We start from the raw sequence: 15,077 nt of genomic DNA, 5'->3' as shown, positions 1-15,077 counted from the left end.
CTTTCTACTCCAGGGCTTTACGGCACATGTAGCGGCCTGTAGCGGAAATTTTGCCGGACGCCCCAAGAGGGTGTATTGCGCTCGCCTGGTCGCTTGCCGGAGTTCGAATGGTCGATAGCACGGACCTCGCGCAGGTCCTCCACGAAGCGAATGACATCGCACAGAGCGTGGTGCAGAGGGTCACCTCCGCCCACGTGCTCCTGGCGCTCTTCACGGTGGAGAACCGTGCTCAGCTGCTGCTCAAGGAGCGAGGCGTGGACGAGGACGCCATCCTCCAGCTGCTGACGGCCGCTCCCGCGGAGCCGGACAGCCTCCTCCGGGAGCTGCGCGAGAAGACCCGGGAAATCGCCTCCAATGTGGGCTCCCAGGAGGCGGACTGCCTCCACCTGCTCATCGCCGTGGCCCGGGTGCGCTGCGCGGCCCAGGAGCTGCTGCTGCAGGCCGGGCTGGACCTGGGCGGCCTCATGCGCGTGGCGATGTCCTATTTCACCAGTGGTCACATGCCGCGCCGCCTCCAGCTGGGCCGGTCACAGACCCTGGGCCCCCGGCCCGCGAGCCGCCCCCTGGGCGCGCCGCCGTCTCCCCTTCCGGCCTCCGCCATCACGCTGAGCCTGCCGCGCTCCCGGCCCGGCGCTCCGCCGTCGTCGCCCCCGCCCTTCACCGCGCCGCCACCGCCGCCGCGCTACAGCACGCCCGCGCTGTCGCCACGCGACCTCATCGACGTGGACGAGGAGCCGGAGGCGCCGCCGCCCGCGCCCGTGGCACGCGCCGCGCCGTCCCCTGCCCCGACCTCCAAGGCCGCCCCTGCACCCGCGGGCCGGCCGGCGCAGTCCGCCGCCGCGTCGCCCGTGCTCGACGCCAAGGCCTACCCCCTGCTCACCTCGCTGGGCCGCAACCTGAGCCAGGCCGCCCACGAGGGCAGCCTGGACCCGGTGGTGGGCCGCGCGCGCGAGGTCGAGGAGGTCATCGACATCCTGGGCAAGCGGCGCACCAACAACCCCTGCCTGCTGGGCGAGCCTGGCGTGGGCAAGACGGCGGTGGTGGAGGGCGTGGCGCAGCGCCTGCTCGAGCTGCGTGGGTCGCTGTCGGAGAAGGTGCTGGTGGAGCTGGACATGGCCACGCTGGTGGCCGGCACGCAGCTGCGCGGCTCGTTCTCCGAGAAGCTCAACGCGCTGAAGGAAGAGGTCCGACGCGCCGAGGGCCGCGTGGTGGTCTTCATCGACGAAATCCACACGCTGGTGGGCGCGGGCTCCACGGGTGACGGTCCGCAGGACGCGGCCAACGAGCTGAAGACGGCCATGGCGCGCGGTGAGTTCCCCTGCATTGGCGCCACCACGCACGACGAGTACCGCAAGTTCATCAGCACCGACCCGGCCCTGGAGCGCCGCTTCACCGCCGTGGTGGTCAACGAGCCCTCCGTTCCGGAGACGGTGGAGATCCTCCGCGGCATCATCGGCCGCTACGAGGAGCACCACGGGCTGCGCTACACGCCCGAAGCGCTGGAGGCCGCGACGTCCCTGGCCAGCCGCTACGTGACGGACCGCTTCATGCCGGACAAGGCCATCTCCGTGGTGGACCTGGCGGGCAGCCGCTGCCATCGCGAGGGCCGCGACGTGGTGGAGCCCTCCGACGTGGCGCGCGTGGTGGCCAAGCTCGCGGGCGTCCCCGAGGAGCGCCTGCTGATGAACGACTCGTCGCGTCTGCTCCGGCTGGAGCAGGACCTGGCGGAGCGCGTCATCGGGCACTCGGAGGCAGTCACGCGCATCGCCCGGGTCATCCGCCGCAACTACGCGGGCTTCGCGTCGCGCCGCCCCATGGGCAGCTTCCTCTTCCTGGGCCCCACGGGCGTGGGCAAGACGGAGATGGCCCGCGCGCTGGCGGACGTGCTGTTCGGCAGCCGCGACTCGCTGGTGCGCCTGGACATGAGCGAGATGTCCGAGCAGCACGGCGTCTCGCGCCTCATCGGCTCGCCCGCCGGCTACGTGGGCTTCGGTGAGGGCGGACAGCTCACGGAGCCCGTGCGCCGCCGGCCCTCGTCGGTGGTGGTGCTGGACGAAATCGAGAAGGCGCACCGCGAGGTGCAGATGCTCCTCCTCCAGGTCCTGGAGGAAGGCCGCCTGACGGACGGCAAGGGGCGCCACATCGACTTCTCCAACACCGTCATTGTCATGACGACGAACCTGGGCGCGGAGGCCTTCTCCCGCACCGGCCGCCCGGTGGGCTTCGGCGCGGATTCCGCGGGCCCCGGGGACGCCATGGACATGGCATCTTCGGTGGCGCGCAAGGCGCTGCCGCCGGAACTGTGGAACCGCATCGACGAACGGCTCCCCTTCCGCCCCCTGGCCGAGGTGGAGGTGGCACGCATCGCGACGCTGCTGCTGGAGGAGAGCAGCAAGCGCCTGACCACCGAGCGCGGCATCGAATACGTGGCGGGCGACGACGTGGTCGGCCACCTGCTGAAGTCCGGCGGCTTCGACCCACAACTGGGCGCGCGCCCCATGCGGCAGATGGTGCAGCGGCTGGTGGAGGGCCCCCTCGCGGAGCGCATCCTGTCGGGTGAGTTCGTCACGGGCGACCGCGTGCGCATCGCGGTGAACTCCGGACAGCTCCAGTTCCAGCGCGAGCGATGAGCCCCGGCTCCCGCCGCCGCGCAGGGCCTTCGAAACGGCGCCCACCCGTCGTAATTGTCGGGATGGGCCGCCTGGGTGGCGCCCTCGGGCTGGCGCTCCAGGCGAAGCGCTGGCCCGTGCGCATCCACTCCCGCACGGATGAAGGCCGCGAGCGCGCGGAAGCGCTCGGCTTGAAGACGGCCGCTCCCGCGGACCTGAAGCGTGCCCGCGTCATCCTCCTGTGTGTTCCGGACGCGGCGGTACCCGCCGTCGCACAGGCGCTGTCCACCCCCCTCCCCCGCACGGCCGCACTGGTGCACACGGCGGGCGCGCTCTCGCTCGATGCACTGGGCACGGCCAAGGGCCGGAGTCGCGGCTCGTTCCATCCGCTCTGCGCTGTCTCCTCGCCCCATGACTCGCTGGCGGGCAGCACCGTGGCGGTGAGCACCCCGTCACGCACGCTGCGGGAGGTGCTGCGGCAGATGGCGGCGGATGCGAGGCTCCGCGTCATCGAGGTGCCAGAAGCCCACCGCGCGGCCTACCACGCGGGCGCGGTGCTGAGCGCTGGAGGCCTGGTGTCGCTGGCGGATGCGGCGGTGGCGGCCCTGGGCGCCGCGGGAATCCCGCCAACGGACGCACTGGCGGCCCTGCTGCCGCTGATGCATTCGGCGCTGCGGGGATTGGAGACCCGGGGTCTCGCGGGGGGCCTCACCGGGCCCATCGTCCGCGGAGACTCCGGCGTGGTGGCGGCGCACCTGGAGGCGCTCCCCGCGGACGTCGCGCCCCTCTATCGACTGCTGTCGCGGCGCGCGCTGGGGCTGGCCGGAGACCGGCTGGAGCCCACGTCGCGCGCCGCGCTGGAACGGCTGCTCAAGCCGTCAGAATGATGGAACCCTGCAGGGCCTTGCGCACCACGGCCAGGGCCTGCTCGGACGCGGCCTCGGCCTCGGTGAGCCGGCGCAGGGACAGCTCGCCGCCCTGAACCTGCGTCACGGAGCGCTTCAGGTCGGAGAGCAGCGTCAGCGCGGCCTGCAGCATCTCCTTGCCCTGCGGCGACTCGGTGGCGGGCTTGCCGGCCGCCTTCGCCACGTACTCCGTGAAGCGCTGGAGCGTCTCCGCCGTCTTCGCGGGGTCGAACTGCTCCAGCAGCGGCTGGATGCGCGAGGCGTTGATGCGGATGAGGCGAAGCGCGCCCACCCGGCCGAAGCCCGGGTGCACCAAGCCGATGTCACTCATCTCGAACGCGCCCAGCAGGCCCTCGTCGGGGGCCTTGTGCGCGTGCGGCACCAGGTCCACGAAGAGCGGCAGCGGGTCCGCGCCCTGGCGGAACATCTCCAGCTCCTCCTCGTCCAGCGGCGGGAAGCTGGCCGGGGTGCCGATGAACAGCAGCGGCAGCACCAGGTCGTGCCAGAAGTCCTCGGGCGCCGAGCCCGTCCCACCGATGGTGCCGAACAGGTGCGCCATCAACTCCGCCAGACGCGGCGCGCGCTCGGCCTGGTCGATGAGCGACTTGGTGGTGTCCAGGCGCTGGAGGGACTGCACGATCTGCCCCTCGAACTGCTGGCGCGCCTCGGGCGGCAGCGGCGGCTGGGTCCGGCCCAGCGCGTTGCGCACGTCCCGAGCGAGCCCGTCCGGCTTCGTCTCCAGGGCCGTGGCGGCCTTCTTCGGGTCCAGGACGACGAACTGGAGGAACCCGGGGTCGAAGAGGCGCTGGTAGTCCACCGGCGTCAGCTTGGGCGCCTGGCCTCCCAGGGCCTGCGCCGGGTTGCCGCCAAAGCGGGCCTGTCCCAGCGAACGGCGGATGTCCGCGGCCAGGTCTTCCAGGCGGGCCAGCTTGCCCTGCCCCAGCGAATCCATCACCGCGCCGAACGGCGACAGCATGATGATGGCCTCCGGGAAGCCCAGCGTGGCGCCCTCCGGCGAATCACGGTTGGGGAACCAGAAGGCCTGGTGCTCCTGGATGAGCCGCAGGGCGAACGCCCCCGCCAGGCCCAGCGCGATGGTCTGGTGCTCCGGCTTGTTCACCTGGAACTGGCCGCCCGTCAGCTGCGCGATGGCGGGTTCAATATCCATCCAGGACGCCTGGAGCAGGTCGACCGGCTTGCCGGTGGCCTGCTCCAGGGCAGCGGCGACCTGCATCTGGGCATTGTGAACGTGCTGCGGAACGGGATGCGCCTGGGTGGCGGGTTCGGACATGGCGGAATCCAGACTCGGAAATAGGAAGGCGACGGGGCCATCCCTTACCGTGAAATTCGCGGTCGTGGCTACGATTTGTGGCCTGTAGGATGGCCCGCATGCCCGCTTCCCGCTGGTGGCTTCGCTGGGCTGTCCTCGCCACCTGTTTCCTGCTGACAAACGGCGGGTGTGCCTTCGTCACACCCCGTTTCCCCCAGAACATCCAGGCCTCGTTCGCTCGGGACGAGATGCGCAAGCTCACCACGGAGTCCCTGGAGCTCTACTACCCCGCCCAGCTCCGGGGTGCGGCCCTGCGCATGGCGTCGCGGCTGGAGGGCTGCGTAGCCCGCCTCCAGGAGCAGACGTGGCGGAAGAAGAAGCGGGACCGGGTGCTCGTCTACCTGACGAGTTCCAACTTCAACAACGCCTACGTGGTCCCGGACTACGCCAGCACGCCGCAGCAGATGGTGATGCCTTCCCACCTGACGCTGGAGCTGTTCCACCTGTTCAACCTGGGTGAGGTGGACGTCGGCGACGTGGCTTGCCACGAGGCCGTCCACTACGTGCAGCTCCAGCAGACGGACGGGGTCTGGGGTTTCCTCAACCTCGTCACCGGGGGCCTGTTCCAGCCCAACTCCTATACGGAGTCGTGGTTCCTGGAGGGACTGGCCACCTACTACGAAGGGCAGTTCGAAAAGGACGCGGGACGACCCCACAGCCCCATCTGGCGCGGCTGGTACGACTCCGTGGTGCAGGCCACAGGCGGACGGCTGAACCCCGGCTACCTGTCCCCCGAGCAGCGCGCGCTGGACCCGTTCGGCGGCAACTACATCACCGGCATGCACTTCGTGGAGTACCTCGCGAAGCGCTACGGGGAGGCGAAGCTGTGGAAGCTGGTGGATGAACAGGGCGGCTCCTTCGTGCCTCCGCTGGCGGTGACACTGCGCTTCAAGCGCGTGTACGGGCGGGACATCGGCTCGCTGTTCGCGGAGTACACGCAGTCTCTGCGGGAGAGCCTGCAGGTGCGCGAGCGGCCCTCGGCACAGCGAACGTGGGTGTCCGACGCGGGCTACTTCTCCCGGCTGGCCTCGCACGCGACCAGTGGAGTCACCGCGACGGTGGGCGTGGGCCGGGAGCGCTACACGCGGCTGACGGTGCTGGAGCCGGATGGCCGCGTGCGCTTCGAACGGCCGCTGGTGGAGCTGCTGCCCGGGCGCCGCTGGGTGCTGGGCTCCCCGACGCTGGTCAGCGGCATGTCGTTCAGCCGCGATGGCGCATGGCTGTACCTGGTGATGGCCGACCTGAACACGGAAGGGGGCTACACGGCGAAGCTGTGGAAGGTGGATGCGCGCACGGGTGACGTCGTTCGGCTCTGGGACGACGTGATGGGGATGGGCGGCAGCGTCACGCCGGATGGAACGGCCTACGTCTACGTCCGCGTCGATGGGGATTCGGCCAACGTGGTGCGGCTGGATCTGGAGACGGACACCCGGAAGGCCCTCACGGACTTCGGCGCCAGCACCTCCGTGGGGCCGCCCGCGGTCGCACCGGATGGCGAGCGGGTCGTCTTCCCACTCTCAGGGGACGCGGGTTGGGACCTGGTCCTGCGGGAAGCGGATGGACGCCTTCGGTGGCTGACGCGCGATGGCCGATTCAACTACTCGCCCAGGTGGCTGGATGATGAACGCCTCGTGTTCCTCCGGGAACATGAGGGGCGACTGCAGGCCCACGTCCTCACGGTCGCGACGCGAGAAGTGGTTCGCATCACGGACGCGCCGCACCTGGTGATGGACGTTCATCCCGTGGGAACCGAGGAAGTGGTGTTCCTCAACCGGGACGGTCTGAACTTCACCATCGACCGCGCCCCACTGGTGCCCATTGCGCCGGTGGAGACCGACACTGGCACTGCGCAAGTGGAGGTGGCAGGGCACGCAGTGCTGGCGCAGGCACCCCACCCTTCAGCTCCGTCTCTCGAGACCGAACCCGGAGCACCCCGGCTCCCTGATGTGCCCACGGAGACTCCGGCATCGGAGTCGGAACAGGCGCCCCCGGCCGCACCTTCCGAGTCCGAGTTCGCCGCGTTCCCCATGCCCGGCGCTCCGGTCCAGCCCGATGCGGCGCAACCGCCCTCACCGTCTGGGACCGCGCCGGGCGATGGAGCCCCGCTATCCGGACAGCCGTCCGCCAGCGATGAGGCGTCACCTCCGCCAGGGGCCGCGCCGGACCACGGAGCGCCCCCCTCCGAGGAGTCGCCCACCCATACCGCCGAGGGCGCTGTACCTCCGCCACCTGCCCCTCAGTCGGAGCAGCCTGCCGCCGAGGACACCGCACCGCCGTCCCCATCGCCTGTGGCTGAAGACGCGCCCACGGCGCTCACGGGTCTCGACGGTCCTGTCGAAGCCCCGCCTGACCCGGGCACGGAGCTCCAGATTCTCTCGGACGAGCCCTACTCGCCGCTGGAGCGCCTCTTCATCCCCGAGCTCCGCGTGCCCTACCTGCTCGCGGGAGCCGACCCCGACAACACGGATGACACATACACGATGGGCGGGTTGGCCCTGGCGGGACAGGACCGGCTCGGCTTCCATGCGTACTCGCTGCTGCTCTCCTTCGACACGCGAGAAGACGCCCCCAGCCTCTCGCTGGCCTACGGCAACGCACAACTCGCGCCCTGGTACATCCAGGTTTCGGGCGCGTACATCCGCCAGAATCAGCGCACGGATCTCCAGGCCACGGCCTTCGCCTCGCGCTCGTTCTGGACGACGCCGGTGACCTTCGGCGTGCTGGCGCTGCGCCGCGAGTACGACGCCACGGACCGCTTCCCGCGCATGGTGACGCGCATCGTCGGCCCGGAGGTCTCCATGTCGTACTTCGCGGGTGACGCCACGTCCTACGGCAGCACCCAGCGCGGCCTGGGCATGACGGCGGCTGCGGGTGTGTACCCCGGCGCATTCCTCCGGGACTCCACCATGGGCGATGTGCGCCTGGGACTCGACGCCTTCACGGGGGGCCTCCCCTTCACGGGGCGCGACAACCTCCGCCTCACCGCGGTGGGGCGCTTCCTCCCCGGCGCGCCGTCCGGGCTGCTCCAGGTCGGCGGCCTGAGAGCGGGGCAAATCTGGTACACCAACCGCGAGAGCCAGCAGACCGGCCCGCTGCCCCTCCAGTTGCAGCCGGGCATCGCCTTCAGCGAGTACCTGCGCGGCTACGAGGACCTGGAGATTCGCGCGCGCGACGCGCTCATCGGCTCCGCGACGTACCAGTACCGGGTCCCCATCGACTACGGATGGGCCTCCACGCTGTGGCTCTTCCCATCCCTCTTCGTGCGCGACGTCGGCGTCGAGGCCTTCGGCTCCCTGGCCCGCACCGACAACCGCGCCAACCACGCGGCCGTGGGGGCCTCGGCGTCACTGCACCTCACCTTCGGGCAGGCGGTTCCGGTGTCCCTCTACTACCAATATGCCTACCGCTTCGAGCAGGGCCTGGACCACCTGCACCTCATCGGCTTCGGCCTCTGACTCGGGCTTGCCCCTCAACCTGCTCGCGAATCACGAACTTCGGTTGAGCGCTCGCATGTCGCTTACAGCCCCTCGTCCTTGCAGAGGTCGTCCTGCAACTCCGTCAGCGCCTTCCGCGCTCGCATGGGCTGACAGGTGTTGGCCAGGAAGTAGGACGAGGCGCCCACCGTCGCGCGCTTGAGCTTCGCGCCGAGCGCCGACCAGCACCATTCGAACGCCACCTTCCTCGCATCACCCGCGCGGGCATCCGTCGCGGGCAGGTCCAGTGCGGCCAGCACCGCCTCGGCGAGCGCCTCGTCCTTGCAGGCGCCAGCCTCCTTCCCACCTCGCACCGCCGAGGCGAAGAGCGGCATCGCGACGTAGGCGAAGTGGCCCCGCTTCACGAGCCGCGCGGCCTGGAGCATCGTCTCAGCGCTCGCGTCACCCGTCAGCTCCCGGTACGTGTCGATGCAGCCACTCCGCTCGAGCTCGAGGCAACGCTCCAGGTCCTTCAATCCTCGCGCATCGCGCGCCGAGGCGAAGCCGGGCGCCTTGGCGAGTAAGGCATACCGCTGCCCCAACGCGCGCGCCTTCCGGGCGGTGGCGAACGGGTCCTTGTCGTCCGAAGCCACGGCCGATTCGACTTCGGCCGTCGCCGCTTCCGTCACGAGCGCGCGCCATGCGTCGGAGCGCGTGGCGGGAGGAACCTCCTCCGCGCGCTCCAGCAGCTCCGCCCAGGACTTCTGCACGGCCAGCGCTCGGAGGTCTTCGAGCGTCGCGGCCGGGCGAGCCAGCACCGGCGCCGCCAGGAGGTACGCCAGCACCATGGGCAATCGACGCATCACTTGAGCCTCCCGTTCAGGAACGCGGGCCCCTCGGCCGCGCCCCCTCGAGTGGTGGTGAAGATGAGCGCGTCGGCCCCCCGCTCGAACGCGAGCGCAGGCCCGAAGCGACAGGTGAGGACCGTGACATCCTTCAAGGCGGCACAGCGAGCCCGGGCCCGCGTCGCGAGCGGCGCACACGCCGCCCAGACGTCCAGCTCCGCCATCACCGCATCGTCGAAGGTCTTCCAGTCGAACGTGAAGGTCGGTGACGTGCCACACGCCTTGCGCAGCGCCGCCATGGCCTCGGCGGCGCGCGCGGTGTACTTCTTCTCCAGGTGGGGCCAGGCCTTCTTCTCGAAGGCCGCGATCCGCCCGGACTCCCGTTGCAGCAGATGCGCGGAAAGCACTTCGGAGGCAGACGCCTTATCCGTCGCCTCCTGGCTGAACTTGACGCGGAAGGATGGCTTCCCGGGAACGAAGGCCTCGTAATCACCAGCGCGCTGGGACAGCAGCACCCAGTCCGCGCCGCGATGACGGACGACGTAATCAACACCCCGCCCCGTGTCCCGGGCCTTGCCGCGCACCGCGAGGCCATCCTGCTCGGAGTCGGTGCCCTGAAGCCGCAGCACCACCTCCGACGCCTCCCGGGGAGCCAGCGTCACGACCTCGATGGACTGCCCGTCGGTGCCCCGATAGACCTTGAGGGCCAACGACTCCAGTGACTCCGCCGCCACGGCCCCCTGGGCCCACAGCAGCAGGAGCATTATCGCCATCCCCCGCGCCATGCTCAGTTCAGCGCCTTCTCGAGGGTCGCCTTGGTGTTGTCCTCGATGTTCGTGTGGTCCACGCTCATGCGGTACGTCAGCGTGCCCTTGTCGAGCGAGAGGTTCCGCAGCGTCGCGTCGTTGGTGCCGTCCTTCTTCTCAGGCGGCTTGACGCCACCGAACAGGCACGACACGCCGGTCACCTTCTTCGCAATCGCCTTCTTGTAGGCCGGGCGCTCGCACATGCTGGTGACCCCATTGATGGCCGCCTCACAGTAGGAGCCATAGCTCGAGTTCGCCCAGGCCTCCGGCTTGAAGTTCTGGAAGTCGGTCTTGACGGTGAGCTTGGTGCCACACTTCTCGTTCGCGGCGGCCAAAGCCTCGGAGATCTTCTCCTCGAACGACGCCTTCGCCTCCTCCTGCGCGGGCTTGAGATCCTCCTCGGCGAAGGCAGACGTCGACAGCAGGGCCACGGCAGCGAACACGAGCTTTGAATTCATGCGATGTTTCTCCAGGAAAGAACGGCCATCGCGAGTTTCAAGCTGCCCTGGTTTTTACGCAAGGTATCAACGGAATAGAACCCCCGGAGGGGGGCGGCGGCGCTACGGCGTCTGCTTCAGGCCATAGAGACCGTGCTCGCGCGCATAGGCAATGGCGCGCGCGGGCACCAGGTCCGACGGAGCCTCGCCGCGCGCGAGCAGGTCGCGAATCAGCGTCGACGACACCTCCGCCAGCGGCGGCCCCAACGTGTTCGGCGCCGGGTACCCCGCGCGGTTGAGCACCATCACCCGCGACAGCTCCTCGATGCGGTGGAAGTCCTTCCAATGCGGAAGGTCGCGCAGGATGTCGCTGCCGATGATGATCGACCAGCGGATGTCCGGATGCCGCGCCACCAGCAGGGTCAGCGTGTCCACCGTGCGGCCGGAGAGCCCCGGCTCCTGCTCGATCCGGCTCGTCTTCAGCCAGCCTGATGTCTCCGCGCACAGCGCATCGCACATGGCGACGCGATGCTCGAAGGGCTCCATCTGCTTGCCGAATGGGTGCTGCCAGGACGGCATCAGCCACACCTCGTCCACGTCCTGGGTGGCATGGACGTACGTGGCGGCCATGAGGTGCCCCACATGGGGCGGGTTGAACGAGCCTCCGAGGAGCGCGACCTGCACGGCGGGCCTCACGTCACTTGAGGGACAACTTCGGGGACTTCTTTTCCAGGACGATGACCTGGGGCTCCACGATCGCGTGCCCATCCAGACGGAACGCGGAGAAGCGCAGGTTCCGGTCCACCTTCTCCAGGAGCGCGCACGTCTGCTCGGCGGCGCCCACCAGTCGCCCCGGCGTCAGGAAGTAGCGCGGGCCAATCTGCACCACCTTGGGCTCCGGCTCCTTGCCGTGGACGAAAAGCAGCGCGTTGAGCAGGTCATCCCGCGTCAAATCGTTCTTGTCGTGCACCACGCAGCACAGCGTGTCCCCCATCAGGTCCATGACCTTGTTGTTGATGGAGGGGTCTCTGTACTGGAGCGATTCGCGCTCGGGCACGCGGATGAAGCGCTCCATGACGAGCCGGCGGTCGTCCTCCGACGCCACGTCCGCCGGGGCCTCCGCGCGCGACGGCGTGCGGGGCAGCGCGTCCTGACTGCCCAGCCAGTTCGTCACGTCCGCCAGGAAGTCCGCGTCCGAGTACTCACGCCCGCCCCGGCTCTTCTGCCGCCGCCACAGCACCCATTCATCCAGGTCCGTGTAGCGCGCGCCCGCGAAGAGAAAACGCCGCGCCCCTTTGGAGCGCAGCAGCTCGTAGGCCGCGTCGAAGGCTTCGAGGTCCCCATGACTGTCGGAGAAGACGCCGATCACGCCTCAAGCGTATAGCAGGTAGGACGTCCTGTGACGTGCGAACGTTTCCGTCTGAGCGGAGAACCCCTCCAGCAACCGCTCCAGCGGCCACCCCGCCTCGATGCCTCGGCGCACCTGGTCCGTCCCGCAGAGCAGGTCGAAGGCCGGCACGTCCTCGACGAACTCGTAGGCATCCGCGCGCCAATCGAACGAGCCCGGGCCAATGTCATGCAGCGCCTGGAAGATGGCGACGCCGGTGCGCAGGGGCTGGAAGGCCTCCCGGTCCGTCACGTGGATGAAGGCGCCGTTGCAGGACTGCCCCGTGTACTTGTCGAACGTCGGCGTGAAGCCCACGGCCCGGAAGGCGACCCCGGGCAGCTCCTCCTTCGCCAGCCGCGCCAGCAACTGGTCCGTGTCCACCCACGGCGCCCCGAACTGCTCGAAGGGGCGGCAGGTGCCACGGCCCTCTGAGACGTTGGTGCCTTCGCCCAGACACATGCCCGGGTACACCAGCGCGGTGTCGGCGGTGGGCATGTTGGGCGACGGCGAGATGAAGGGCAGCCCCGTCTCCGACCAGAACTGGCCGCGGCGCCAGCCTTCGCACGGCACCACCGTCAGCTCGCAGCCGAAGCCCTCCTGGACGTTGAAGAGGCGGGCCAGCTCCCCCGCCGTCATGCCGTGGCGGTTGGGCAGCGCGTACAGGCCCACGAAGGAGCGGAAGCCCTCCCCCACCAGGTTGCCTTCCATCGCCACGCCATTGAGCGGGTTCGGCCGGTCCAGCACGTAGAAGGGCACGCGGGCCTTCGCCGCGGCCTTCATGGCCAGCGCCATGGTGTAAACGTAGGTGTAGTAGCGGCTGCCCACGTCCTGGATGTCGAAGACGAGCGCGTCCAACCCTTGGAGTGACTCCTGCCGGGGCGACAGCGATTCGAAGGTGGAGCCGTAGAGGCTGTACACCGGCACGCCGGTGCGGCGGTCCTTCGCCTCGTCCACGGCGACCATGTACTGCGCCTCACCCCGGATGCCGTGCTCCGGACCGAAGAGCGCAGCCAGCGTGACGCCGTCCGCGCCCGACAGCAGGTCCGCCAGGTGGCGGAAGCGAGCATCCACGCTGGTGGGATTCACGATGGCGCCCACGCGCTTGCCCTTCAACGCGGAGAAGCCCTGCTCCACCCACACGTCCAGTCCCGTCTTCACCTTCGTCACGGCGTTCCCTTCCTCAGCCAGCCCCGAGGGCCGGCACATCAACGCTCCTTGAAGCCCTTGAGCGCGTTGTCCGCGGCCACCTTCGAGTCGCACTTGGAAATGCCGAACAGGCCCGTCCGCACCCCGTCATCGGGCCCGCCGTCGGACTTCAGGTCCTCCAGCGCGCTCACCGCCCGCTTCAACTGGAGCCGGCCTACCGTGGACGCGGCATCCGAGCGCACGTCGCATCGCGCATGCGACAGCATCTCGATGAGGCGGTCCTCCGCGGCGCGGCTGCCGGCCTTCACGGCCGTGGCGTAGACCTTCAGCGCGTCATCGGGCTTGCCCGTCGCTTCCGTCAGACGGCCCAGCAGGAAGTTGCGCCGCCCGGAGTCCTCCTCCTTCATGATGAGGGTCCGGACGTCCTTGGCCAGCGCGGTCCGCTCCTCCTCCGGCGCCCGCTCCACCGCATTGATGGCGCGCACCGTCTCGTCGCCACTGAACGCCAGCATCGCGACGCCCGCGAGCACGACGGCCGCGCCCACGCCCACCAGCGCGCGGTGCTTCTGGACCTGCGGCGGAAGCGTCGCCATGCCGCGCGAAAAGAGAGAACCGCCCACCGTGCGCGCCTGCCGCCCGAGCTCCGCGGCCTGCTGGCCCAGCACCGTGGCACCCGCGGCCGCGCGTTGGCTGATGACCGCGGCGCCCGCCGCGGCCCGCTGCCCCAGCACGGACAGGTCCACCTGCGCCCCCGGTGACGAAGCCTCCGACACGCGGGACAGGGCCAGGTTCCCGAAGGGCGGCATCGATTCGGAGCCCGGCGTCTCGGCGATGGCGCTGGGCGCGGGAGCCTCCACGCGGTACGGCGCCCGGGGCACGTGGAAGACGCGAATCTTCCCCGGGATGCCCTTCAGCTCGTAGGCGCCCACTTCCTTGGAAGGCACCTCGGCCTTGTTCATCGCCAGGTAGACGGCCTCGGTGAAGTACACCTCGCCCGCCTCGGCGATGCCCTCCACCCGGGCGGCGATGTTGACGGGCTCGCCGAAGATGTCGTTCCCGTCCAGCCGCACCTCGCCCACGTTGATGGCCACGCGGACGTGAATCTGCTCCGACACCTCCACCGTCCGGTTGTGGTGCCACAGCCGATCCTGGATGGCGATGCCGCTAAGCACCGCCTGGGTGGGCGATTCGAAGGTGACGAGGTACGCGTCACCGATGGACTTGACGATGCGCCCGCCAAACGCCTTGAACAGCGGCGCCAGCAGGGCCTCGTGGACCTGGAGCAGGCGCTGGTTCTCCTCCAGCGTCTGCCGGCTGGTCCGCTCGGTGAAGCCCTTGATGTCGGTGAAGACGATGGCGAGGTTGGCGGTCTTCAAAGCCCGCGCAGTGTATGCGCCACCGTCGATGGTGCAATCGCAACTGCGTACCAAATGACCGCTCGCTGTCAGCGACGTGATGGTTTGAGGTCACGCATTCGCCGCTTCGGAGGGGCTTCCAGCGCCGCGCGGACCCGCTCCGCGAGCTGGGGCCGCCCCGTGCGCGTGTAGAAGTCGGCGAGCCGCCGGAGGACCAGCGGACTGGCCGGCTGGAAGCCTCGCGCCGCCAGCAGCTCCTTCTCCGCGTCCAGCAGGCGCTCCTGCTTCTCCAGCACCTCCGCCAGTTGGAGGCGCACCTGCACCCACTCCGGCTTCAGCCGCGCCAGGTAACGCAGGTGCAACTCCGACTTGAGCAGGTCCCCCATGTCCAGCCAGAGCGTCCCGAGCCGGAAGCGGGCCTCCTCGTAGGAGGCGCGCAGTTGCACGGCTTGCTCGTACGCCTGGACGGCCTGCCGGCGGTCATCCCGCTCCTCCCACAGCAATCCCCGCAGGTACCAAGCGCGGGGATTATTGGGAGCCTGCTGGAGGGCGGCGCTCAGGTGGGACTCCGCCTGATCCAGCGCGCCTCCCGTCTTCAGCAGCAGCCGGGCCATCTCCAACCGGGGCAGCTCCCACGCGGGTTGAGCCCGGACCAGGGCCTCCAGCGCGGCCAGGGCGCCCACATCATTCCCATCCGCTTCCAGGGCCAGGGCCTCCGGGAGCGAAACCACCGTCCGTGACGAGGCCGGAGTCAGGGCAGAAGGCTCCGCTGCGTCAGTCGCGCCCGCCAGCAAAGCCACCAGGATGACCCACCTCATGTGCGGCTGATAGCAGAGCCGACCCG

The 15,077-nt window shown here is 69.7% G+C and carries 12 protein-coding genes; 3 read left to right on the top strand and 9 right to left on the bottom strand.

The window, feature by feature from the left end:
* Window positions 1–107: 107 nt before the first annotated feature.
* Both FMP39_RS11995 and FMP39_RS11990 read left to right on the top strand, forming a co-directional pair.
* Complete coding sequence (locus tag FMP39_RS11995) at window positions 108–2,630, top strand: AAA family ATPase (RefSeq protein ID WP_141590043.1); 2,523 nt, start codon at window positions 108–110, stop codon at window positions 2,628–2,630.
* Window positions 2,627–3,496 (top strand): Rossmann-like and DUF2520 domain-containing protein, encoded by an 870-nt coding sequence (locus FMP39_RS11990; RefSeq protein WP_141590042.1) that lies wholly within the window; start codon window positions 2,627–2,629, stop codon window positions 3,494–3,496. The genes FMP39_RS11995 and FMP39_RS11990 overlap by 4 nt, the downstream gene beginning before the upstream one ends.
* Here the strand turns inward: FMP39_RS11990 and FMP39_RS11985 are convergent.
* Window positions 3,480–4,805: a hypothetical protein gene (locus tag FMP39_RS11985; RefSeq protein WP_141590041.1), complete on the bottom strand. Its 1,326-nt coding sequence runs from the start codon at window positions 4,803–4,805 to the stop codon at window positions 3,480–3,482. The genes FMP39_RS11990 and FMP39_RS11985 overlap by 17 nt on opposite strands.
* Before the next feature lie 89 nt (window positions 4,806–4,894).
* Here FMP39_RS11985 and FMP39_RS11980 point away from each other — a divergent pair, with 89 nt between their 5' ends.
* Window positions 4,895–8,299, top strand: coding sequence for a hypothetical protein (locus tag FMP39_RS11980; protein ID WP_228557915.1), 3,405 nt, complete (start codon window positions 4,895–4,897; stop codon window positions 8,297–8,299).
* Between the two features lie 62 nt (window positions 8,300–8,361).
* Here the strand turns inward: FMP39_RS11980 and FMP39_RS11975 are convergent, their stop codons facing one another.
* The 8 genes from FMP39_RS11975 to FMP39_RS11940 form a co-directional block, all read right to left on the bottom strand.
* A complete protein-coding gene (locus tag FMP39_RS11975; RefSeq protein WP_228557914.1) occupies window positions 8,362–9,120 on the bottom strand; it encodes a hypothetical protein in 759 nt (252 codons plus the stop codon).
* Window positions 9,120–9,875, bottom strand: coding sequence for a hypothetical protein (locus FMP39_RS11970; RefSeq protein ID WP_228557913.1), 756 nt, complete (start codon window positions 9,873–9,875; stop codon window positions 9,120–9,122). Before FMP39_RS11970 ends, FMP39_RS11975 begins: the two co-directional genes overlap by 1 nt.
* Window positions 9,876–9,889: 14 nt before the next feature.
* Complete coding sequence (locus FMP39_RS11965) at window positions 9,890–10,366, bottom strand: hypothetical protein (RefSeq protein WP_141590039.1); 477 nt, start codon at window positions 10,364–10,366, stop codon at window positions 9,890–9,892.
* A gap of 102 nt (window positions 10,367–10,468) precedes the next feature.
* A complete protein-coding gene (gene nadD, locus FMP39_RS11960) occupies window positions 10,469–11,041 on the bottom strand; it encodes a nicotinate (nicotinamide) nucleotide adenylyltransferase (protein WP_141590038.1) in 573 nt (190 codons plus the stop codon).
* Between the two features lies 1 nt (window position 11,042).
* Window positions 11,043–11,714: a hypothetical protein gene (locus FMP39_RS11955; RefSeq protein WP_141590037.1), complete on the bottom strand. Its 672-nt coding sequence runs from the start codon at window positions 11,712–11,714 to the stop codon at window positions 11,043–11,045.
* A gap of 3 nt (window positions 11,715–11,717) precedes the next feature.
* A complete protein-coding gene (locus FMP39_RS11950) occupies window positions 11,718–12,938 on the bottom strand; it encodes an exo-beta-N-acetylmuramidase NamZ domain-containing protein (RefSeq protein WP_141590036.1) in 1,221 nt (406 codons plus the stop codon).
* On the bottom strand, window positions 12,938–14,254 hold the full coding sequence (locus FMP39_RS11945) for an adenylate/guanylate cyclase domain-containing protein (RefSeq protein ID WP_228557912.1): 1,317 nt from the start codon (window positions 14,252–14,254) through the stop codon (window positions 12,938–12,940). Before FMP39_RS11945 ends, FMP39_RS11950 begins: the two co-directional genes overlap by 1 nt.
* Window positions 14,255–14,322: 68 nt before the next feature.
* Window positions 14,323–15,051 carry a tetratricopeptide repeat protein gene (locus FMP39_RS11940; RefSeq protein ID WP_141590034.1) on the bottom strand — a complete coding sequence of 243 codons (729 nt, stop codon included), beginning with the start codon at window positions 15,049–15,051 and terminating at the stop codon, window positions 14,323–14,325.
* Between the last annotated feature and the right edge of the window lie 26 nt (window positions 15,052–15,077).

This window comes from Myxococcus sp. AB056 (genome assembly GCF_006547365.1).
Classification (GTDB): domain Bacteria; phylum Myxococcota; class Myxococcia; order Myxococcales; family Myxococcaceae; genus Myxococcus; species Myxococcus virescens.
The sequence above is the reverse complement of the archived record's forward strand: the minus strand, read 5'-3'. Positions and strand labels throughout refer to the sequence as shown.